Annotated in this window: 29 protein-coding genes and 1 pseudogene; 14 read left to right on the top strand and 16 right to left on the bottom strand. The window is 23.1% G+C overall.

Annotated elements, in window-relative coordinates; translation table 4 throughout:
* Window positions 1-4: 4 nt before the first annotated feature.
* Entirely contained in the window at window positions 5-487 is a 483-nt protein-coding gene (locus tag AAHH39_RS06260) for a hypothetical protein (protein WP_342219239.1), read from the top strand.
* 46 nt (window positions 488-533) lie between these two features.
* Here the strand turns inward: AAHH39_RS06260 and AAHH39_RS06255 are convergent, their stop codons facing one another.
* Window positions 534-1,841 carry a hypothetical protein gene (locus AAHH39_RS06255; RefSeq protein WP_342219238.1) on the bottom strand — a complete coding sequence of 436 codons (1,308 nt, stop codon included), beginning with the start codon at window positions 1,839-1,841 and terminating at the stop codon, window positions 534-536.
* Window positions 1,842-2,201: 360 nt separating this feature from the next.
* On the opposite strand from AAHH39_RS06255, the gene AAHH39_RS06250 reads away from it, so the two are divergent.
* A complete protein-coding gene (locus tag AAHH39_RS06250) occupies window positions 2,202-3,146 on the top strand; it encodes an IS30 family transposase (protein WP_342217695.1) in 945 nt (314 codons plus the stop codon).
* Window positions 3,147-3,275: 129 nt separating this feature from the next.
* Here the strand turns inward: AAHH39_RS06250 and AAHH39_RS06245 are convergent, their stop codons facing one another.
* The 4 genes and pseudogenes from AAHH39_RS06245 to AAHH39_RS06230 all read right to left on the bottom strand — a co-directional run bounded on the left by AAHH39_RS06245 (window position 3,276) and on the right by AAHH39_RS06230 (window position 5,703).
* Window positions 3,276-3,419 (bottom strand): hypothetical protein, encoded by a 144-nt coding sequence (locus AAHH39_RS06245; protein WP_342219237.1) that lies wholly within the window; start codon window positions 3,417-3,419, stop codon window positions 3,276-3,278.
* A gap of 3 nt (window positions 3,420-3,422) precedes the next feature.
* Window positions 3,423-4,298: a hypothetical protein gene (locus AAHH39_RS06240; RefSeq protein WP_342219236.1), complete on the bottom strand. Its 876-nt coding sequence runs from the start codon at window positions 4,296-4,298 to the stop codon at window positions 3,423-3,425.
* A gap of 23 nt (window positions 4,299-4,321) precedes the next feature.
* Window positions 4,322-4,537, bottom strand: a pseudogene (locus tag AAHH39_RS06235) (ABC transporter ATP-binding protein); the annotation flags it as partial.
* Window positions 4,538-4,737: 200 nt separating this feature from the next.
* Window positions 4,738-5,703, bottom strand: a complete 966-nt coding sequence (locus tag AAHH39_RS06230) for an ABC transporter ATP-binding protein (protein ID WP_342219234.1) — start codon at window positions 5,701-5,703, stop codon at window positions 4,738-4,740.
* Window positions 5,704-5,750: 47 nt separating this feature from the next.
* On the opposite strand from AAHH39_RS06230, the gene AAHH39_RS06225 reads away from it, so the two are divergent.
* Window positions 5,751-6,677 carry a transposase-like zinc-binding domain-containing protein gene (locus tag AAHH39_RS06225; RefSeq protein ID WP_342219233.1) on the top strand — a complete coding sequence of 309 codons (927 nt, stop codon included), beginning with the start codon at window positions 5,751-5,753 and terminating at the stop codon, window positions 6,675-6,677.
* 39 nt (window positions 6,678-6,716) lie between these two features.
* Here AAHH39_RS06225 and AAHH39_RS06220 read toward each other — a convergent pair whose 3' ends face one another.
* The 5 genes from AAHH39_RS06220 to AAHH39_RS06200 form a co-directional block, all read right to left on the bottom strand.
* Window positions 6,717-6,896: a hypothetical protein gene (locus tag AAHH39_RS06220; RefSeq protein WP_342219232.1), complete on the bottom strand. Its 180-nt coding sequence runs from the start codon at window positions 6,894-6,896 to the stop codon at window positions 6,717-6,719.
* A 69-nt stretch (window positions 6,897-6,965) separates the two neighbouring features.
* The gene (locus AAHH39_RS06215) at window positions 6,966-7,646 is read right to left on the bottom strand and encodes an ABC transporter transmembrane domain-containing protein (protein WP_342219231.1); all 681 of its coding nucleotides are present in this window, start codon (window positions 7,644-7,646) and stop codon (window positions 6,966-6,968) included.
* Between the two features lie 286 nt (window positions 7,647-7,932).
* Window positions 7,933-9,030, bottom strand: a complete 1,098-nt coding sequence (locus AAHH39_RS06210; RefSeq protein ID WP_342219230.1) for a nicotinate-nucleotide adenylyltransferase — start codon at window positions 9,028-9,030, stop codon at window positions 7,933-7,935.
* On the bottom strand, window positions 9,030-9,929 hold the full coding sequence (locus AAHH39_RS06205) for a deoxyribonuclease IV (RefSeq protein ID WP_342219229.1): 900 nt from the start codon (window positions 9,927-9,929) through the stop codon (window positions 9,030-9,032). The genes AAHH39_RS06210 and AAHH39_RS06205 overlap by 1 nt, the downstream gene beginning before the upstream one ends.
* Before the next feature lie 19 nt (window positions 9,930-9,948).
* Window positions 9,949-11,307 (bottom strand): DEAD/DEAH box helicase, encoded by a 1,359-nt coding sequence (locus AAHH39_RS06200; RefSeq protein ID WP_342219228.1) that lies wholly within the window; start codon window positions 11,305-11,307, stop codon window positions 9,949-9,951.
* Window positions 11,308-11,589: 282 nt separating this feature from the next.
* Here AAHH39_RS06200 and AAHH39_RS06195 point away from each other — a divergent pair, with 282 nt between their 5' ends.
* The 3 genes from AAHH39_RS06195 (at window position 11,590) to AAHH39_RS06185 (ending at window position 12,665) form a co-directional block, all read left to right on the top strand.
* Complete coding sequence (locus AAHH39_RS06195; RefSeq protein ID WP_342219227.1) at window positions 11,590-11,814, top strand: hypothetical protein; 225 nt, start codon at window positions 11,590-11,592, stop codon at window positions 11,812-11,814.
* Window positions 11,815-11,870: 56 nt separating this feature from the next.
* Window positions 11,871-12,080, top strand: a complete 210-nt coding sequence (locus AAHH39_RS06190) for a hypothetical protein (RefSeq protein ID WP_342219226.1) — start codon at window positions 11,871-11,873, stop codon at window positions 12,078-12,080.
* Between the two features lie 69 nt (window positions 12,081-12,149).
* Complete coding sequence (locus AAHH39_RS06185; protein ID WP_342219225.1) at window positions 12,150-12,665, top strand: hypothetical protein; 516 nt, start codon at window positions 12,150-12,152, stop codon at window positions 12,663-12,665.
* 369 nt (window positions 12,666-13,034) lie between these two features.
* On the opposite strand, the gene AAHH39_RS06180 is transcribed toward AAHH39_RS06185, so the two are convergent.
* Window positions 13,035-13,994, bottom strand: a complete 960-nt coding sequence (locus AAHH39_RS06180) for a transposase-like zinc-binding domain-containing protein (RefSeq protein ID WP_342217913.1) — start codon at window positions 13,992-13,994, stop codon at window positions 13,035-13,037.
* 146 nt (window positions 13,995-14,140) lie between these two features.
* Window positions 14,141-14,272, bottom strand: a complete 132-nt coding sequence (locus AAHH39_RS06175) for a hypothetical protein (RefSeq protein WP_342219224.1) — start codon at window positions 14,270-14,272, stop codon at window positions 14,141-14,143.
* Here AAHH39_RS06175 and AAHH39_RS06170 point away from each other — a divergent pair.
* The 7 genes from AAHH39_RS06170 to AAHH39_RS06140 all read left to right on the top strand — a co-directional run bounded on the left by AAHH39_RS06170 (window position 14,264) and on the right by AAHH39_RS06140 (window position 17,692).
* Window positions 14,264-14,548, top strand: a complete 285-nt coding sequence (locus AAHH39_RS06170) for a hypothetical protein (RefSeq protein WP_342219223.1) — start codon at window positions 14,264-14,266, stop codon at window positions 14,546-14,548. The genes AAHH39_RS06175 and AAHH39_RS06170 overlap by 9 nt on opposite strands.
* A gap of 161 nt (window positions 14,549-14,709) precedes the next feature.
* A complete protein-coding gene (locus tag AAHH39_RS06165; protein ID WP_342219222.1) occupies window positions 14,710-14,976 on the top strand; it encodes a hypothetical protein in 267 nt (88 codons plus the stop codon).
* Between the two features lie 168 nt (window positions 14,977-15,144).
* Window positions 15,145-15,375, top strand: a complete 231-nt coding sequence (locus AAHH39_RS06160; RefSeq protein WP_342219221.1) for a hypothetical protein — start codon at window positions 15,145-15,147, stop codon at window positions 15,373-15,375.
* A gap of 15 nt (window positions 15,376-15,390) precedes the next feature.
* Window positions 15,391-15,711, top strand: coding sequence for a transposase-like zinc-binding domain-containing protein (locus AAHH39_RS06155; RefSeq protein WP_342219220.1), 321 nt, complete (start codon window positions 15,391-15,393; stop codon window positions 15,709-15,711).
* A 174-nt stretch (window positions 15,712-15,885) separates the two neighbouring features.
* Window positions 15,886-16,017, top strand: a complete 132-nt coding sequence (locus AAHH39_RS06150; protein WP_342219219.1) for a hypothetical protein — start codon at window positions 15,886-15,888, stop codon at window positions 16,015-16,017.
* 42 nt (window positions 16,018-16,059) lie between these two features.
* On the top strand, window positions 16,060-16,371 hold the full coding sequence (locus AAHH39_RS06145; RefSeq protein ID WP_342219218.1) for a hypothetical protein: 312 nt from the start codon (window positions 16,060-16,062) through the stop codon (window positions 16,369-16,371).
* A gap of 82 nt (window positions 16,372-16,453) precedes the next feature.
* A complete protein-coding gene (locus AAHH39_RS06140) occupies window positions 16,454-17,692 on the top strand; it encodes an IS256 family transposase (protein WP_342219330.1) in 1,239 nt (412 codons plus the stop codon).
* A 171-nt stretch (window positions 17,693-17,863) separates the two neighbouring features.
* Here AAHH39_RS06140 and AAHH39_RS06135 read toward each other — a convergent pair whose 3' ends face one another.
* Genes AAHH39_RS06135 through AAHH39_RS06125 form a run of 3 tightly spaced genes read right to left on the bottom strand, consistent with a single transcriptional unit; the run spans window position 17,864 to window position 19,109 of the window.
* The gene (locus AAHH39_RS06135) at window positions 17,864-18,214 is read right to left on the bottom strand and encodes a hypothetical protein (protein WP_342219217.1); all 351 of its coding nucleotides are present in this window, start codon (window positions 18,212-18,214) and stop codon (window positions 17,864-17,866) included.
* On the bottom strand, window positions 18,174-18,446 hold the full coding sequence (locus AAHH39_RS06130) for a PTS fructose transporter subunit IIB (protein WP_342219216.1): 273 nt from the start codon (window positions 18,444-18,446) through the stop codon (window positions 18,174-18,176). The genes AAHH39_RS06135 and AAHH39_RS06130 overlap by 41 nt, the downstream gene beginning before the upstream one ends.
* 15 nt (window positions 18,447-18,461) lie before the next feature.
* Window positions 18,462-19,109 (bottom strand): fructose PTS transporter subunit IIA, encoded by a 648-nt coding sequence (locus tag AAHH39_RS06125; RefSeq protein WP_342219215.1) that lies wholly within the window; start codon window positions 19,107-19,109, stop codon window positions 18,462-18,464.
* A gap of 306 nt (window positions 19,110-19,415) precedes the next feature.
* Between AAHH39_RS06125 and AAHH39_RS06120 the strand changes: the two genes are divergently transcribed.
* A complete protein-coding gene (locus AAHH39_RS06120) occupies window positions 19,416-20,681 on the top strand; it encodes a rod shape-determining protein (RefSeq protein WP_342219214.1) in 1,266 nt (421 codons plus the stop codon).
* Window positions 20,682-20,880: 199 nt separating this feature from the next.
* Here the strand turns inward: AAHH39_RS06120 and AAHH39_RS06115 are convergent, their stop codons facing one another.
* Window positions 20,881-21,417, bottom strand: a complete 537-nt coding sequence (locus AAHH39_RS06115) for a BspA family leucine-rich repeat surface protein (RefSeq protein ID WP_342219213.1) — start codon at window positions 21,415-21,417, stop codon at window positions 20,881-20,883.
* Window positions 21,418-21,476 lie beyond the last annotated feature (59 nt).

Below are 21,476 nucleotides of genomic sequence, written 5' to 3'. Positions count from 1 at the left end.
AATTATGAATATTATTGCAGATCAAAAAGAATTAATGAATGAAATTGAAGGTTTATTAGAAGAAATTGAAAATAAAATTGAAGTAGAAAGAAGAATTGATAAAACTAAAAAAGAAATATTAGGTGATATTTCAGATTCTGCAGGTACTCCTGCCTATATGCAAACAGCTGGACTAGTACAATATATTAAACAACAATTAAACGAGGAGAAGTCAAAAACAAATCCTAATATTAAACAATTAATGTCAATTATGTCAGAACTTAATGAAGTAAAAGAAAAAATAGATGTCACAGGTCAAGAGTATAATTGACGTAATGCTAGAAAATATCAAACATATAATAATCCCGAATTTTTAAAAAGAATTGAAAACATTAAAGTTGAGTGTTTAGAAATTCGCGAAGAATATTTAATTAATAATTCTAATCAAATGGCAGAAAACCAATCATCAGCATCTAATCAAAGTACTGTAAGACAACATTCATTGTAAAAATAATGCCTTAATTAAGGCATTATTTTTTATATATTAAATTTAATTATTTTTTAAATTGAAAACTAATATTATCTAAATCAATTGCTAAACTACAACCAGCAATTAAATTTGGTGATGAAGTAACACGTGCATTTCATTGATAATAAATATTATTATCATCGTGGTATACATAAAGATCAATAATTGGAAGTTGAATAATAAGATCAGAAATTGCTACAACATTATAAGGATTTTGTAGTTCATATTTAATATTTTTATTAGTAGTAATATTATTAGTATCACCAGAAAGATTATTATTTTCTTTATATGTACCCATATTATTAATTGATAGTTTAGAATTATTAAAATTAAATTTAGGATAAAGTTGTGAAAATTGTTCTCAATTTTTTGCATATTTAGTTCAATTTAAAATGATTTGTTGATCACTATTTTTTGCTCAATCATTTTTATTAATATTGCTAAAGTCTTCTTTATAATGATAGTTAATATTTTGATTTATATTTTGGATATTTCATTTTGTATAGTAAATTGCTACTAAGTTATTATCATTATCAAAAATAAAGTTTAATGAATAATCTTTTATATTTAGGAAAAGGGGTGATTTTTTAATAAAGGTAAAGATGTTAGTATTTTCAACAATTAAGTTAATAATATTATTTGTTAATTGGTTACTAATTAGTTTGTTTAAACTGCTTTTATTAATGAATTGTTGGCTGATATTATAAGCTATTGCTAAAGAAATTTTATTATTAATAGCAGCATCAGCAATGTAATATAATCCTAAGTTCTCACTAAGATTGTTATTATTTTCAATTTTAGAAGCACCAGCAATGTTAGAAATATCAATATTTTGTTCAAGACCACCAAATTGTAAATATGTTCAATTATTGTCACCAATAAAATTATTTTGTTGATATTCGCTAAAATTGTAAGCATCAGAATAATTAGGATTGCTTTTAAGTGATGTTACTTTCTTCTTGGTAATCATTTCTTGTTTTGTATTTTCAATATCTGATTTATCTTCATTAGGAATAATAACTTTGGTATTATAAACTAGGTTACCTGTTGTATCTACTAAGAAGACATTTCTAGCATTGGTAAAAGTATAACTTTTTAATGCTGAAGTATCATAACTATAAAATTTATGATCGGTTGTTGATTGGTTAGTAATTCAGTCACTATTATTTAAATATTGATATTGATTATTAAATAATGATGTTTGATTAGTAGTGGCGTTTGCTTTTTGTAAATCATTTTTGCTAGTATTAAAGTGATTCACACTAGTTAAAATAGTGGTACTTGTTGCTAGTGAAAAAATACCAACTGTTAAAATATTTATTGTTTTTCTCATATTTTATACCTTTAAAGTTAATATATAATTTTAATAAAGATATAAAGTTTATATAATCATTAAAATTATAACGATATTAAACTATCGTTATTTATATTATAGTACTTTTAGGGAAATTCTACAATGAATTTTAAAGTATGGTAAAGTTTTTATTTTGATAGAATTGCTTTTTAATTCATAAGGAATTCTAAAAAAAATTTATGAATTGTTTTTTAGAATTAATTGGTATATTAATTTCATTTTCATAATAAAAAACTCTTGTTTAAAAGAAAAATCCTGAATTGTAAAATTAAAAAGGACACTTATATAAAAATTAAATTGTGTTAATTCTATAATTAAGAAAAGAAAGGAATTAGCACAATGTATAAGTATCTGACTATTGAATCAATAATAGCAATAAAAGAATATAAAAGTTATGGATTTTCGATTCGTAAAATAGCAAAAGCCATTGATTATAGTAAATCAACTGTACATAGAGTTTGTAGATTATTAAATCAAAACTTATTACCATTAGAAATATTGAATAAAATTCAAAAAAATAAACAAAATGCAGGTAGAAAATTAATAATTTTAACTTTAATAGAAATTAATACTATTAATCATTTGTTAATTACTAAAAATTATGCTCTTGATATAATTGCTAATTTTTTAAAGGAAAATAAAATAAAAAGTATTTCAACAAAAACTTTATATAACATGTTTAAAACAAATCGAATGGGTTTTGATGAAAATAACTTATTGAGAAAAGGAAAAAATAAACCTCACAAACAAAAAGAAACTAGGGGCAGAATTAATAATTGTAAGTCTATTCATGAAAGAAATTTAATCATTCCTAATATTAAAAATATAGAAGAATTTGGTCATTTAGAAGGTGATACTATCATTGGTAAAGATCATAAAAGTTCTATTATTACTTTAGCTGATATATGATCAAAAACCACAATTCCTTTAGCAACTAAAAATAATAAATCAGAAAATATTACAAAAAGTATAATAAAATTTATTTCAAAGTTACAAAAAGGAACAGTTAAAACTATTACTTTTGATCGTGGTAAAGAATTTAGTAAATGAAAATTAATCGAAAAAAATTGTAATGTTAAGATTTATTTTGCAGATCCTGGTAAACCTTGTCAAAGAGGTTTAAATGAAAATAATAATAGTATTTTAAGAAGATATTTACCAAAATCTACAGATCTATCTTCATATAAACAAAAAGATTTAAATACTATAGCATTTCAAATTAATTCTACACCCAGAAAATCACTATCTTATAAAAGACCAATAGATTTAATACAATTATTTTAAAAAACTGTCCCATTTATATTTACAATTCAGGTTTTAAAAAACTGTCCCATTTATATTTACAATTCAGGTTTTATTAAAAATTTTCTTTAATTTTGTAGAAAAGTAATGATACATGATAAAGTGTTATTTTTAGAGAATTTTTACACTAAATAATGTTACTTTTAACAAATTTTTAATTAAAAATAATATTTTAAGTGTAAATTGATGAATAATTTTTGGTCATCCATACTTTTCTACATAATTAAAAAAAATTTTAGTGTTTATTTTTATCAAATATTAAAAAAATAAATCTATATTTTTAATATCTATTTTTAGCATTTCTTCATAAACTAAAAATAAATATAAGGTTGCTAAAACAATACCACGCTTAAAAGATAAAAATAATAAACTAGTTTCAAATGGAATTTTATTATTTGTATTATTTTGTAAGTTAAATAAAATTATTTTGAATTCTTCATTATTTTTTAAACTATGATTAATAATTGGATAGTGTGTAATTTGATTTCTAGCATCTGCTAAGTAATGTTCGTAAAAATTAATTTTATCTATGTTTTTATTGAAATATTTTTTATAGAATCTGTTTTTAAAATAATCAGTTTTAACTTTTTTCAAAAATTGAATATCTTCTGCATCAAATTCAGTTCAATTTTGTTTTTTTGAAATTTTTATTGCTTGTTCTTTATTTTCTTCTGTTAAATTAATTTGGATGGGTATTAAATTTAATTTATCTAAAATATTAACTAGTGAATTAAATATATCTTGAATTTGAATATATTCATAATCTAAAAAATCATAAGTTTGATTAAAGTTAATTTTATTTTCTGTCTTAATTAATCTTATTAAAAAAATTGATAATTCTGTTGACAAGAAAATTTGATGATAATTTTTATTATTAACTTGCTGCATATTATTTAAAGAAATATTTTTAAATGATTTTCAAAGATCATAAATTTCAATATTATAAATTGAATATTTTTTTCAAAAAGAAACTAATAGTTTATTATCAATGAGATGAATATTTTTAATTTTTTTATTCTCATTCTTTTCTTCAGTATTAGTAACTGAATGAAGTTCTTTAATTCAAGAATCTTGATTTAATAATTGTTTAAAAAAAGAAAACATTTCTTTTAATTGTTGTTTTTGTTTTTTCATTATAATTTATCTTCCTATCTTTATTACCCCATAATTCCAGCTTCATATAAATGTTTAAAGTGACCTTCTTTAACTTTTAATTCATCAAAAGTACCAACTTGAACTAAACCTTTTTCTTTTTCTAAAACTAAAATCTTATCAACAGTTTTAATTGTTGATAAACGATGGGCAATAATAATACTAGTACGACTAATCATTAATTTATTAAATTGTGCTTGTATTTCCTTTTCGACAATATTACTTTAATTTTGTAGAAAAGTAATGATACATGATAAAGTGTTATTTTTAGAGAATTTTTACACTAAATAATGTTACTTTTAACAAATTTTTAATTAAAAATAATATTTTAAGTGTAAATTGATGAATAATTTTTGGTCATCCATACTTTTCTACATAATTAAAACAATATTATCTAAAGCACTAGTAGCTTCATCTAAAATTAATAGTTCTGGATTTTTAAAAAGATACGTGCAATAGCTACTTTTTGTTTTTGACCACCACATAAGTTAATCCCACGTTCACCTAAAATTGTATTATAACCATTAGGTAATTGTTCAATGTAATCATGTAAGTTAGCTTTACTTGCAGCAATTTTGATTTCTTCTAAAGTTGCTCCTTGCTTAGTATAACTAATGTTTTCGGCAAATGTGCCAAATAAAATTTGTGGATCTTGTTCAATATAGCCAATATGATGTAAGTATTGTGCTAAGTCAATATCACGTAAATCAGTATTATTATTAATTAAAATTCTTCCTTCAGCAGGGTCATAGTAACGTAGTAATAACTTAGAAATAGTAGTTTTTCCGACACCAGTTGCACCAACAATAGCATAACTTTTACCTTTTTCAAAAGTGAAAGAGAAGTTATTTAAAATTCAGTCTTCTTTTTCATCATAGCGGAAATTAACATTTTCAAAAATAATATCACTAGTAATTTGTTTTACTGGTAAGGCTTTTTCTTTATTAACTATTTTTGGTTTAATATTAAGAATTTCATTAACTCTTAAAATTGAAGTTGATGTTTTAGCTCAATTACCTAAGAATTGAATACTTTGAATAACTGGGAAAATTAAAGTGTTGACTGCTAATAAAAAAGCAATTAGTGTTGGAATACTAATGATGTGTTTACTTACAAACATGAAACCAGCAACTAAACCAACAATGTTAATTCCTGTTAGTAATGTAATTAGTAATGCTCTAGTAAAACTTTCAAAAGTAATAGTTTTTTTTGCTGCTTGGTAATATTTAAGATGTTCATTAGAAAATCTTTTATTTTCACTTTTTTCTGTAGCATTACTTTTAATTAAAGTAATAGTATTTAGTCGATCAGTAATATCAGCATTAACTTCAGTGTAAACTTTTCCTTTAATTTTGTAGAAAAGTAGTGGTATTAGTAAAATTAGCAAAAATATATTTTTATATGGTATTTTTAATATTAAAGAGGTGATTTTAAATGAATAAAAATACAGTAAAAGAAATTTTAAATAATTTGTCTGATAAAGATTTTATTGAGATTTTTAGAGAAAATAAAACTAGAATTAAACAAATTGAGAAAAAAGAAAAATTTGAAGCAGTCGAACAAAAATTCAAAGAGAAAGGGATTCAATGTCCAGATTGTAGTTCTTTTTTGTGTACTAAATATGGTAGTAAAGATTATAAGCAAAGATATAAATGTAAAAGTTGTAATATTACTTTTCATGCTTTTAAAAATCATTATTTTTATTGAAGTCATTTATCTCATGATCAATGAGATTTATTGATACAAATAGCTACTTTAGGTCAATCTGCTTACATTATTTCTCAATTTATTAATACTACAAATAAAACTGCCTGATTTAATCGTCAAAAATTTATGAAATCAACACAATTAGTAAAAACACAAAATCAATTTGTAAAATTAAAAGCTAGAATTGAAGTTGACGAAACTTTTATCAAAGAAATTCATAAAGGAAACTTTAAAGATCCAAATGATCCAAGAAAACAATGAATTGAAGAAAATGCTAAAGATTTAAATTGTTGTATTCAAATGGCAATTGATGAAAACCGAAATATCTATGCTCAAACAACAAATACTAAAAGATTAAATAAAAAATGAGTACAAGAAAACTTAACATCGAAACTTATCGAAGAAAATTCAATTATAGTTTGTGATATGCAAGTATTATATGATACAGTAGCTAAACAAACTAAATCCACTATCCAGCAGTTTAAATCAAAAGAAAATAAAGAATTAAATTATAAAAAATTAAGTAATGTCAGTAAAATACAATCAAGTTTAAAAGAATTTATTACTCATTACCATGGCATTGGATTTACCAATATTCAAAATTACCTCAATTTATGGAAATGAAAATATCAACAGTACGGATTAACCCTTTAATTTTGTAGAAAAGTAATGATACATGATAAAGTGTTATTTTTAGAGAATTTTTAAACTAAATAATGTTACTTTTAACAAATTTTTAATTAAAAATAATATTTTAAGTGTAAATTGATGAATAATTTTTGGTCATCCATACTTTTCTACATAATTAAAAATTAACCCCTTATCAAAAATCCAATGTGTTATATTTCAGTTTGTAAAAAAAATAAATCCCAAAATTTAATAAAATCAAATTTTAAGTCAAGTTGATGACTTTTTTTATTTTACCACTACTTTTCTACAAAATTAAAAAACTTTTCTTCATTTATAGTTTAAATAACGAATAATTTGAACATTTAATACTGATATTATTAAAATTGATAAAACAATACCTAAAACAATTAATGATAATTGTCAATTTAAAGAAAAAATAACGTAAATTGAACCAAAAAAGGTCACAATTGAACTAAGCATAGTTAAAGGAATAGATTGCATATTTTCACCAATAACACTAGTATCACTAATTAGTTTTGTTAAAGTGTCACCAATTTTGCGGTGTTCATAATATGACATATCTAAATCTAGTAAATGTTTAAAAACTTTATTTCGATATTCAATTTCAACTTTAACACCAATGATGCTTCCTGTTAAATTACGAAAGTACATAAATAATCCTGATGCAATTTGTAAACTAATTAAAATATAAGCTAAAGTAGTAATTTTTTCTCATTGAAAACCATCGGGGGTAGCTAAAAAATTATTAGTAATTTTAGGAATAATCACTGAAATTATTGAAGAAGCAATAGTGGTTAGTATTGCAATTAGATAAAGTAGTGGATATTTTTTAAAGTATTTAATAACTGTGCTTAAGAAACCACTTTTTTTTATTTTTAATTCATTATAATCAGTCACGCTTTTTTTTATTTTTGCTGTTGTTTTTTCTTTTGTCGACGAAGCAGTAATTTTTGTTTTATTTTTTTTAGACATAATATTTGATCTCCTTATTAATAATTTATTTTTATTTGTTATAGTGGTAAACCCAATTCTTTTAATGGAATATAATTAAAAAAATAACGACAATTACTATCTATTATATAATTTAAAGTATCTTTATATTCTGGTTTTTTAAATCAATCACTTAATAAATATCAGTATTCAATTTTGAAATCATTACTGAACAAATACATCTTCTGTTTTAAGTTATACTTCCCTTTTCTTTAATATTATATATTAAATAATTAATAAATAAGTATTTTACTGTAGATACTATTTGTTAATTTTTATTACTTCATGCTTCATATATTGTTAAAAACTTATTATTTAATGGTTTTTTTTGTTCTAGTAAATGTTTTTTTAAAATTTCTAGATAGTATTTAAAAGCAACAGTTAAATCTTGAAAGGCAAGTTTTCTTAATTCTTCAACATAATAATGGTTACGTTCAATTGATATTTTATCTGCTAATAATACTATTAATTCTAAAGGTTTCATTTCAGTTGCACCAGTAGTATGTTTAGCAATTGCATGAAGAACTAAATCATCATGGTACTGATAATGATTTTTTAAATACAATGCTGCTACATAACCATGTCAAACTGGAAATGGTTCTTGTAAAATTTCTTTATTATATTTTGTTAAATATTTAGTCATTTTATTTTTACTTCATTGTTTGCAAAGGTCATGATAAGTTCCAGCAATTAGGGCTAAATTAGCATCTTCATTATAATGGATTGCTAATTTAGCAGCCATTTTACCAACATTAATACAATGTTCAGTTCTATTGTTATCCAAATTTGCTTTTAAACGCTCATAACTATATATTAAATTATTGTTAATATAATCATTAATTTTAATATCAATTTGATTAATAATTTCACCATTTCTAATTTTGGCAGAGCTAATATCACTACTTGGTCGAACTACTAAATTTTGACATTTGTATTTTGACATTAGTTCTAATGTTTTACGATAATGAGGGCGATTAACAACAATAATTTTAACTAAATTAATTAACTGTTCAATTCCTTGTCATTTATTTAAGGTATATAAATTATCAGAACCGATAATAAAAAAGAATTTGTGATTTGGATAGTTTTCAATAAAGTAGTTAATAGTATTAATAGTATAACTAGGTTGTTTACTTGTTAGTTCATAATCATTTAATTTTATTCAAGAATAGTTTTTAATAACTAAATTAATCATATCTATTCTTTGTTGATCGTTGGCACTGACACTATCTTTTAACGGATTTTGTTTTGTTGGTAAAATTCAAACTTCATCAAGTGAAAGTTTATGATAGGTTGTATTTGCAATGTTTAAATGTTGATTATGAAATGGATCAAAAGTTCCGCCAAAAATGCCAATTCTTTTCATTATTTACTAGTTCCTAATGATTCTAAAATTTCTTTATTATATTTTTTTGTTCTTATCATTTTAATTTCATGTAAATAAGGTGGATGACCGTTAATTCATGGCGTTTCTAAAATTTTTATTTTAGTAAGCAACATTGGATGATAAATAATGTTAATTAAAGTTTGAAAACCAAGGTAACCCATTCCTAAGTTAGCATGACGATCTTTATGAGCATTGATTGGGTTTTTAGAATCATTAACATGAATAACTAATAATTTATCTAATCCAATAAGTTGATCAAATTGTTGTATTACTTGTTCTAAATTATTATTAAGATCATAACCAGCATCAGATAAGTGACAAGTATCTCAACAAACACCAATTAGTTCGGGTCTTTTTACATTATTAATAATATATTGAAGTTGTTCAAAAGTAGTTCCTACTTCACTACCTTTTCCTGACATTGTTTCTAAAGCAATTTTTACAGTTTGTTCTTCTAAACATGCTGCATTTAGTCCTTTAACAATTTGATCTAAAGCAGTTTGTGGTAAAGCACCAACAGCGCTACCTGGATGTAAAACCAAAGTTTTAATGCCAATATCTTGACAGCGAATTATTTCTTGTCGCAAGAAATCTACTGCTAATTGGTAAGTACTTTTGTTAATACTATTAGCCAGATTAATAATGTAAGGAGCATGAACAATAAGATTATTAATATCAATATTTTTTTCAATTAGTTTTTCTGTAAATTCTTTAATAAATAATGCTTTGGTTGGTTTACGAATTGTATTTTGTGGAGCACCTGTATAAAACATAAACGTATTGGCATTATAACTTAGAGCCTCTTCAAGAGCACCTAATAAATATTTTGGTGCTTTCATTGAAACATGAGATCCAATAATTAATTTGTCATTTTCCATCTTGCTTCCTCTTTCATTATTAATTTTCATCAAAAAGTTTTTTTCTTCTTGCAATTGCTTGTGTTTTTTTAATTTTCTTAATTGATGCTTTAATGTGTTGTTTTCTTGTTTCTTTTTTTATTGCTTCTAAATCTTTATTAAATTTTTTCTTATAACCAGGAGTTACATTTTTATTTTTTTTAAAGCGATTAATAACATATTGCTCTTCTTTATTTCTTTCTATTTTTCGTTTATGAGCAACGATGTTGTCATTAGTAATTTCTGGTAGTAACTTATTATCTTTAATTTTATAGTATTCTATTGGAACATTTAAATTTTTTAACTTATGAATAGTAGAATTATCACTCTTATCATAAAATACATAAGAAATACCTGAATAGTTAGCTCGTCCTGTTCGCCCTGCTCGATGAAAATAATATTCTATATTATTTGTCGGTAATTGTAAAGAGATAACATGAGATACCCCTTCAATATCAATACCACGTGCTGCGATATCTGAACAAACAACATATTGATATTCAAAATTTTTAATACGTTTAAAAGTTTGAGAACGTTCTCGTGCTGGTAATCCACCATGTAAGATTGCTACTTTTTTATTTTCTTCAATTAAGACGTTTGCAATTTCTTCAATATTTTCTTTGTTATTAACAAAAATTAAACATAAATAAGGATCAAACATTGTTAATAATGATTGTAGTTGTTTTTTACTATCTTGATGATAACGATTAATAAAAATATGTTGAATTTTTTGAGATTTATTATCAATACTAATTGTAGTAGCGTTAGTAATATATTTTTTTAATCAAGTAACTAGTTGGTGTAATATTGTTGCTGAAAAAGTCATAATTTGAGTATTTTTATTCATTTTAGTAATTAAAAAATCTAAATCTTCCATGAATCCCATATCAAATAACATATCACATTCATCAATAACTAAAGTGTTAGTAGTAGTAATTGCTAACATATTAAGTTCATATAAACGTTTTAATCTAGTTGGAGTTCCAATTACAATTTGTGGTTGATTATTACTTAAATTATTACTTTGACGAATAATATCTTTGCCACCCACTAAACAAGCAATGCTAATATTTTGATCTTTGATTAAAGCTTTTAAAAAATTGAACGTTTGTTGAGCAAGTTCACGAGTAGGTGTAATAATAACTGCTTGTGTTACTTTTAAAGTAACATTACAATTATTTAAAATTGGAATTAAATAAGTATGAGTTTTACCACTACCAGTAGCACTTTTAATAATTAAGTTTTTATAAGTTAATGCTAAAGGAATAATTTCGGTTTGGACTGGTGTTGGATTAATTAGTTTTTCTTTTTTTAAATTTTCAATTAGTCATGGTTGTAAATTAAATTGTTGAAATGACATACGTTCACCTTTTTCTTTAATGCAATATTAATATTTTATCTTATTTTTACTAAGTTCTTTAAAAAATAAGATAAAAAACTTTATTAAAACTAATAATAATTACTATTTTAATGTTTAAGATTATTAATTTTCAAAAAATAAAAAAATACATCAGTAATTTATACAACTAATTGTTTATCTAAATTTCTACTCTAATAAAAGTAAAATGTCAATAGATTATTTTTAATCATGTAAAATTAACTTAGAAAAAATTTAAGGGCTTAGAAAAGAGGTTTGTAATTTATGTCAGAAGAAGATGAAGAAGAAAAGAAAAAGAAGAAGAAATCAACAAAAATTATTGTTGGTCTTATCGGCTCTGCAGCTTTAATTGGAGCCACCATTGCTGGTGGTATGACAGCTATTGCTGAAACAGAAGGAGAAAAAGAAGAAGAGGAAGAAAAAAATAAAAAAAATCAAATGGTTCGATCTCTAAACAATCATCGATTAGTGATAATAAACAAATTTTAGCAGTAATTTTAAAAAACAAAACAAATTTGCAATTAAAACCTGAAGACTAATTGAAAATGACAAGTCCAGAAACTGTAAAGGAGGTTATTAAAGAGAGACTAATTGAAAGTAATCCACAATCAAATTTAATAAAAGAAAAAATTATTTTAGGTAATTTAAAATATAATAATATTAACATTAAACCAACTACTTTAACAGTTGAAATGACTTATGATGACCCTTTAGTTATTGGAAGTGTAATTTTAAATGTAATTTATCCAAAATAAAAGATAAGAAGAACTTGTTTATAAAATCACGCAAATTTATATATTAAGAAAATTTAGGGGGTTATTTATATGCAAAATAATTTAAATATAATGTTTTTAGTTAATTGATCAGATTTTTCAATAAAGGACTGAATAATAATAGGATTATCAATATTATTATTAATGCTAACTTTTATTTTTATTTTAGTTATTTTTCTTTTTAAAAGAAAAAGATTTAAGTTTAAAATAAACAATATTATAAGTCATAATTTAGTAAAAATAGGTAAAAATAATTATAAATTTTCAAGTAGAAATGCTTTTATACTCTTTAATGAAATTAAATCAATAATTTTAGATAAGCGTTATAAGTATTTTTATAAATTTAAAAAGAGATATAAAGATGGTAGTTTAAATAATGAACTTTTTGATATAGTTCAAAAATATTATTTAAAAAATGAAAAAGAATTAAAGAAAAAACCAAAACCTTTATTTGAAAATAAAAAAAATGATAAACCCAGTGATGCTGTTAATAAAAAAGATGATAAAAAAGTTAAATTTGTTTTTGATGATCAAGAAATGACAGTAAAAATTGAAGAAGATAAATAAAACTACTCAATTCAGTAGTTTTATTTTTTTTATCTTTTAAAAATATGTATAAAAATTTAACACCAAATATTCTAGATATTATGATATAATTATTTAAACTTAATTTAAGTTTTCAACTCATTATTTTAATTTTTAAAGTATATGGGTTTTTTATTTTTTTGAAAGGAAGATTAAAAGATATGTATAGTAAAGTTAAAAAAATAAAAAGTATATATAAATTAATTGCTGAAATTAAAGAAGAAATAAAACTTCCAGAAGGATTTGAAGAAAGAAAAATGTTTTAATTATGTAGAAAAGTAGTGGTAAAATAAAAAAAGTCATCAACTTGACTTAAAATTTGATTTTATTAAATTTTGGGATTTATTTTTTTTACAAACTGAAATATAACACATTGGATTTTTGATAAGGGGTTAATCCGTAGTGTTGATATTTTCATTTCCATAAATTGAGGTAATTTTGAATATTGGTAAATCCAATGCCATGGTAATGAGTAATAAATTCTTTTAAACTTGATTGTATTTTACTGACATTACTTAATTTTTTATAATTTAATTCTTTATTTTCTTTTGATTTAAACTGCTGGATAGTGGATTTAGTTTGTTTAGCTACTGTATCATATAATACTTGCATATCACAAACTATAATTGAATTTTCTTCGATAAGTTTCGATGTTAAGTTTTCTTGTACTCATTTTTTATTTAATCTTTTAGTATTTGTTGTTTGAGCATAGATATTTCGGTTTTCATCAATTGCCATTTGAATACAACAATTTAAATCTTTAGCATTTTCTTCAATTCATTGTTTTCTTGGATCATTTGGATCTTTAAAGTTTCCTTTATGAATTTCTTTGATAAAAGTTTCGTCAATTTCAATTCTAGCTTTTAATTTTACAAATTGATTTTGTGTTTTTACTAATTGTGTTGATTTCATAAATTTTTGACGATTAAATCAGGCAGTTTTATTTGTAGTATTAATAAATTGAGAAATAATGTAAGCAGATTGACCTAAAGTAGCTATTTGTATCAATAAATCTCATTGATCATGAGATAAATGACTTCAATAAAAATAATGATTTTTAAAAGCATGAAAAGTAATATTACAACTTTTACATTTATATCTTTGCTTATAATCTTTACTACCATATTTAGTACACAAAAAAGAACTACAATCTGGACATTGAATCCCTTTCTCTTTGAATTTTTGTTCGACTGCTTCAAATTTTTCTTTTTTCTCAATTTGTTTAATTCTAGTTTTATTTTCTCTAAAAATCTCAATAAAATCTTTATCAGACAAATTATTTAAAATTTCTTTTACTGTATTTTTATTCATTTAAAATCACCTCTTTAATATTAAAAATACCATATAAAAATATATTTTTGCTAATTTTACTAATACCACTACTTTTCTACAAAATTAAAGCCAAATTCTTCCTTTAATTTTGTAGAAAAGTAATGATACATGATAAAGTGTTATTTTTAGAGAATTTTTACACTAAATAATGTTACTTTTAACAAATTTTTAATTAAAAATAATATTTTAAGTGTAAATTGATGAATAATTTTTGGTCATCCATACTTTTCTACATAATTAAAAGAAAAATGTACCATGCTTGAGTACAAGAACCACTTTGCAATGTTGTAGATACCACTTGATATCATGAAATTGATATAAAAATTCAAAATATTGAAAAAAGATTAAATAATAATATTAATAAAACTAGTTTAAAAGAAATCAAAATAGAATTGGAAAAAATAACAAAAGAAATTGATCAAAAAAATGGTTGAGATATAGAAAAAGATAATAATTTTATTGATGAAATAAATAAAATAAGTTTATCAATCCAACATAAAACTAAAGTTAATAATAAATTTATAGCAAAATAAAAATAGTTACCATTTTGGTAACTATTTTTATTTATTATTAATTTTAAAATCTAATTAATTCTATGTATTTTTCTAAATTAAAAAAGATGCTAAAATCAAGAACATAAACTTAATATAAGTTTATAGATACACTATTTTATTTTAAAAAGGAAATATAAAATATGGATATAATGTTAGAGAATAACAATAACGAAAAAACAAAAGATGAATCTATTTTTGTACCTTCTCCCGCTATTTTTGTAGAAATTTCATTTGAAAACATTAAAACTAAAAAACAAAAACATGCAGAAAGACAAAAACAATATTTAGAAAAAAATAAATCAAATCCTGAATTTATTAGAAAAAAAAGAGAAGGAGAAAAAAGACGCAGAAAAAAATATATTGAAAAGAAAAAAATAAAGAACTTATTGATAAGCAAATTCAATTAATGATTAATGAAGTTAACAACTTTGCTAATTATGAAACAATACAGATAGAAGATATATTGCAAGAAAATCAAAAAATTCCTTTAATTTTGTAGAAAAGTAGTGGTATTAGTAAAATTAGCAAAAATATATTTTTATATGGTATTTTTAATATTAAAGAGGTGATTTTAAATGAATAAAAATACAGTAAAAGAAATTTTAAATAATTTGTCTGATAAAGATTTTATTGAGATTTTTAGAGAAAATAAAACTAGAATTAAACAAATTGAGAAAAAAGAAAAATTTTTTAATTATGTAGAAAAGTATGGATGACCAAAAATTATTCATCAATTTACACTTAAAATATTATTTTTAATTAAAAATTTGTTAAAAGTAACATTATTTAGTGTAAAAATTCTCTAAAAATAAAACTTTATCATGTATCATTACTTTTCTACAAAATTAAAGGAAAAATTTGAAGCAGTCGAACAAAAATTCAAAGAGAAAGGGATTCAATGTCCAGATTGTAGTTCTTTTTTGTGTACTAAATATGGTAGTAAAGATTATAAGCAAATATATAAATGTGAAAGTTGTAATATTACTTTTCATGCTTTTAAAAATCATTATTTTTATTGAAGTCATTTATCTCATGATCAATGAGATTTATTGATACAAATAGCTACTTTAGGTCAATCTGCTTACATTATTTCTCAATTTATTAATACTACAAATAAAACCTTTAATTTTGTAGAAAAGTAATGATACATGATAAAGTGTTATTTTTAGAGAATTTTTACACTAAATAATGTTACTTTTAACAAATTTTTAATTAAAAATAATATTTTAAGTGTAAATTGATGAATAATTTTTGGTCATCCATACTTTTCTACATAATTAAAAAATAAAACTGCCTGATTTAATCGTCAAAAATTTATGAAATCAACACAATTAGTAAAAACACAAAATCAATTTGTAAAATTAAAAGCTAGAATTGAAGTTGACGAAACTTTTATCAAAGAAATTCATAAAGGAAACTTTAAAGATCCAAATGATCCAAGAAAATAATGAATTGAAGAAAATGCTAAAGATTTAAATTGTTGTATTCAAATGGCAATTGATGAAAACCGAAATATCTATGCTCAAACAACAAATACTAAAAGATTAAATAAAAAATGAGTACAAGAAAACTTAACATCGAAACTTATCGAAGAAAATTCAATTATAGTTTGTGATATGCAAGTATTATATGATACAGTAGCTAAACAAACTAAATCCACTATCCAGCAGTTTAAATCAAAAGAAAATAAAGAATTAAATTATAAAAAATTAAGTAATGTCAGTAAAATACAATCAAGTTTAAAAGAATTTATTACTCATTACCATCATTACCATGGCATTGGATTTACCGGCAATGTTTAGTAATCTGTGTAACTTACAAAAATAACTATGTTTAATTAATTCTAGTAAATATAATTAAATGACTAGAAAGAGTGAGTTACAGATGGCTAAAAAACAAAATATTAATAATAATGATCCAATATCAAAAGCAGTAGATTTATTATTAGAAAATACTGAAGATTTAACAACAGTTTTTAAAGAAGGGGGTTTATATAAAGAATTAACAAAACGTTTAGTTGAAAAAATGTTGAATTCTGAAATGCAAAATTATTTAGGATATGAAAAAAATCAACATAGTAATACTGAAAATGCTCGTAATGGTACAAGTTCAAAAAAATTAATAACTCAACAAGGTAAAATTGAGATTGATGTACCAAGAGATCGCAATAGTGATTTTACTCCTGTAATAGTTGCAAAAAGACAGCGAAGATTTGATGGTTTTGATCAACAAGTGCTTTCACTATATGCAAAAGGTATGACTCTATCTGACATTAGAATGCAGTTACAAGAGTTATATCATGGTGCTGATATTAGTGAAAGTGTTATTAGTCAAATTACTGATGATGTTATTGATGATGTCAAAGCATGACAAAATCGACCATTAGAAAGCATTTATCCGATTGTTTATTTTGATTGTATAGTAGTTAAAGTTCGACAAGATAAACGGATTATTAACAAATCAGTTTATATAGCATTAGGAGTTGATTTAGAAGGTAAAAAAGATGTTTTAGGCTTATGAATTAGTGAAAATGAAGGTGCTAAATTTTGATTAGCTAATTTCACAGAAATGAAAAATCGAGGCTTAAATGATATTTTGATTGCTTGTAGTGATAATTTAACAGGCATGTCAGAAGCAATACAAGCAGTTTATCCTAAAACAGAACATCAATTATGCATTGTTCATCAAATTCGAAATAGTTTAAAATATGTTTCATACAAACATCGAAAAACTCTAGTTACAGATTTAAAACCAATTTATAGTGCATGTAGTGAAGAACAAGCAATGCAAGCTTTAGAATTATTTGAAAGTAAATGAAATAAACAATATCCCCAAATTGCTAAATCTTGATATAAAAATTGAGAAAATTTGATGATTTTTATTAGTTATCCTGCAGAAATCAAAAGAGTAATTTATACAACAAATGCTATTGAATCTGTTAATAGTCAATTACGAAAAGTTATTAGAAACAAAAAAGCTTTTCCTAATGATATGTCAGTTTTTAAAATATTTTATTTAGCAATTGAAAATATAACAAAAAAATGAACATTGCCTATTCAAAATTGAAATACAGCAATTGCTCATTTTATGATAAAATTTGAAGACAGAATTAATCTAAACTAGTACTTTGTAAAACAAAGATACACAGATTTCTTTTAATTATGTAGAAAAGTATGGATGACCAAAAATTATTCATCAATTTACACTTAAAATATTATTTTTAATTAAAAATTTGTTAAAAGTAACATTATTTAGTGTAAAAATTCTCTAAAAATAACACTTTATCATGTATCATTACTTTTCTACAAAATTAAAAGAATTAACTCCTGGTGGATTTGTTTTTAATCAAGCAAGTTGTTCTTCTCATGAATTTTTAAATTCAAATCCATTACCAAAAGTACCTTTTGCGATACCACCAACAATAGCAAAAATTAAACCAGCAAAAACAACAAATGGTATCATATATGATACTCCGCTTAATAAATGTTTTAAAATTGCTGGTTTACCTTTCGAAGCATTTAAAATGAAATCACCACTATTTCCATTAGTTTCACCGTATATTTTTGCTTTTGTTAAACTTTCTTTAATAGTTTGTTTAGCATCTTTAACTACTGGTTTTGTACCACAAGTATATTTTTTTACCAATAAAACGTTCTAAGTCAATTGCAACATCTGTTGCTAAAATAACGACATCCGCTTCTTTAATTTCTTGTTCTGTTAGTACATATTCTGGTCCTTTTTGACCTTGACATTCAATATGTACTTGATAGCCTAGTTCTTTTCCTGCGGTTTCTAATAATTCTTTACACATGTAAGTATGAACTACTCCAGTTGTACAAGAAGAAACCTTTAATTTTTTATAAAAGTAATGATACATGATAAAGTGTTATTTTTAGAGAATTTTTACACTAAATAATGTTACTTTTAACAAATTTTTAATTAAAAATAATATTTTAAGTGTAAATTGATGAATAATTTTTGGTCATCCATACTTTTCTACATAATTAAAAGAAGAAACTCCAACAATTTTTTTTGTTTCCTTATTTTTCATTGTTTTTATTTCTTTTTTAGTACTATTTTTAACTGTTTCATCATTAATAAGCGATATTATTTCTTGTGAATTTTTTGCATTTTTTAATTTTTTACGAAAATCTTTATTTACAAGTTTAATTGCAAGTGTACTTAAAATATCTAAATGTAAATTTTCTGCTTGTGTTTCAGGAATTATTAAAGCAATAATAAAAGTTGTTAATTGTCCATCTATTGCTTTTCAGTCAACACCATTATTATTACATAATATTAGAATTGCAGGTTTTTTAATTGATTTAATTCTAGCGTGTGGAATTGCAATTCCACCTTCAAAACCCGTTGATAATTCTTGTTCAAGAGCAAGAAATGCTTTTAGTAATTCATCACGATTAGTAATATAACCTAATGAAAATGTCAAATCAGTAATTTTAGTTAGTGCTTCTATTTGATTTTTAATATTAGATTCAAAAATAATATGTGAGTTGTTTAATAAATCATTAGTTATTTTCAATTTTACCTTCCTTTCCAATGATTATTTTATCTCCTTTTTTTAATAAAAACCAGAGATTTTTTCAGATAATTAAAATATATTTTTAACTATTTATTCAATTAAATTTAATATTTATAAAATTAGATATATTGCATACTTCAAAGTTTTTGCTGTTTTTTAAACAAAATATAATAAATAAAAATTATCAACATTAATCCCATATTTCCTTATAAATTAATATAAATAACTTATTTATAAAATCATGTAAAATTAATTTAGATAAAATTTATAAAATTTAAGTATTTAAAGAAAGGGAAAATTAGAGAAATGTTTAAAACAAGAAAAGAAAATTTAAATCAGAAAAATAACAAACTTAAATCAATAACTGATTATCAATGATTAGCTTTAGATATCGGAACAGAAAACTTTAAAGCTAGACATATTAATATAGGTCTTAGATATGATGCTCCAACCTATTTAGCTGAAGACTATGAAAAAAATAGAATTCTTTACGGTGAAGAGGCTAAGGCTTTAACTGACAAAACAAATGAAAACGTTATTATTAAACGTCCAGTTCGTGATGGTAATATTGCTGATCCAGATGCTTTACAACGTATTCTTACTAAAATTTTTCAAGATTTCAGACTTGAAATTAAAAATTTAAAAGAAATTAATAACAATTCTATAAAAAAACATGAAAAATTAGATAAAAATCGTAATTTGATTGTGTTGATGGCAACACCAAGTGAAATTAATTCAGTACAAAAAGAAGCTTTAGAAAATATTGTATATCGTTTAGGAGCACTCCGTGGATTTGTACAAGAAGAAGTAAAAATGGCAGCCTTAGGTTCAGGGCAAGATATTTTTGGAAGTGCAATTATGTGCATTGATATTGGTGGTGGCAGTACTGATGTTGCTATTATTAGTAATAATTCAATATTATATTCATATACAACACATTGTGCTGGTGACTATTTAATACAAAAAGTTCAAGAATATATTATAAAAAAACATGCCTTAAAAGTTGGAATAAAAGAAGCTGAAGATGTTATTAAAAATATTGGCTCACTTATGAAATATCAAGATGAAAAACCATACACAATTTCAGGTTTTTCATTACCTAGATTAAATTCTCAGCCAGGAGAAACAATGTCAATTTCTAAAACTATTGAAATTACACCAGAAGAAATTCGTGAAAATGTTATGCAAGTTCAATTCAAAGAACATATTATTCCAGCCATTCGTAGAGTACTAAGAACTGCTGGTGACAAGGCTGCTGGAAGTATTAGTGATTTAAAGAAAAAAGGTAAGGGAATCACAATTTGTGGTGGTGGAGCTTATATTAAAAAAGTTGATAAATTTATTCAAGAAGAATTAGCTAAAGAATATTATATTGAAGTTAAAACTGAAAAAGGTACAAAACCAATGCGTCAAAAATATGAAGGAGATCTTTTTGAAGTGCGGACTGCTCCAAATCCTTTAGATAATGTTATTGATGGTTGTGTAAAATATCGTGATACAATTTACAAACAATTAATAATTGAACAAAATCCTAGTAGTGAAATTCTAATAAAGGACGAAGATTTAGGATAAAAAACTTTTAATTATGTAGAAAAGTATGGATGACCAAAAATTATTCATCAATTTACACTTAAAATATTATTTTTAATTAAAAATTTGTTAAAAGTAACATTATTTAGTGTAAAAATTCTCTAAAAATAAAACTTTATCATGTATCATTACTTTTCTACAAAATTAAAGTAAAAAACTATAAAAATCTTAAATTAGTATTTTAAATTATTAAAAATTTTTTAAACTTTGGTAATTTATTTGAGTTATGAATTCCTGAATCAAAAGAAAAACCTTCGTATTTCATAACATTTGATACATTTCACTTTGATAAATCTTGATTAAATACTCATGCATTACTAAACATATTGTTCATATTTGTTACATTAGATACATCTCATTTTGACAAATCTTGATTAAATGATGTCGCATCAGCAAACATATAACTCAAAGATGTGATTTCTGATGGTAATTGTTCTGGAACTTCTTTAATTGTTATTGGCATGTTAACAACTTGAATTTCTCCCTGATCATTTTTATAAAATCCAATTTGAGTAATTTTGGTAGTTTTTATATATGATAGATTATGCTTATTAGTTATTACTTTTTTGCCATTTTCATCAATGTAAATTGTATCTTGTTGAGTTTTATTATTTAAAACATCATTTTTTTGTGAACTTGTGTTTAAGACAGTTACAGCTAAACTTCCTGCGGCTGATGCAAATGTTAAAACACTTAATGCTGTCAATATTTTTTTCATTTTTTCATCCTTTTATTTTATTATTTTGACTTTATTTAAGAAGCCAATTTTACTTTACT

Origin of the sequence: Spiroplasma endosymbiont of Amphimallon solstitiale (assembly GCF_964030965.1) — a bacterium.
In the GTDB taxonomy this organism is placed as follows: domain Bacteria; phylum Bacillota_I; class Bacilli_A; order Mycoplasmatales; family VBWQ01; genus Spiroplasma_E.
The sequence above is the reverse complement of the archived record's forward strand: the minus strand, read 5'-3'. Positions and strand labels throughout refer to the sequence as shown.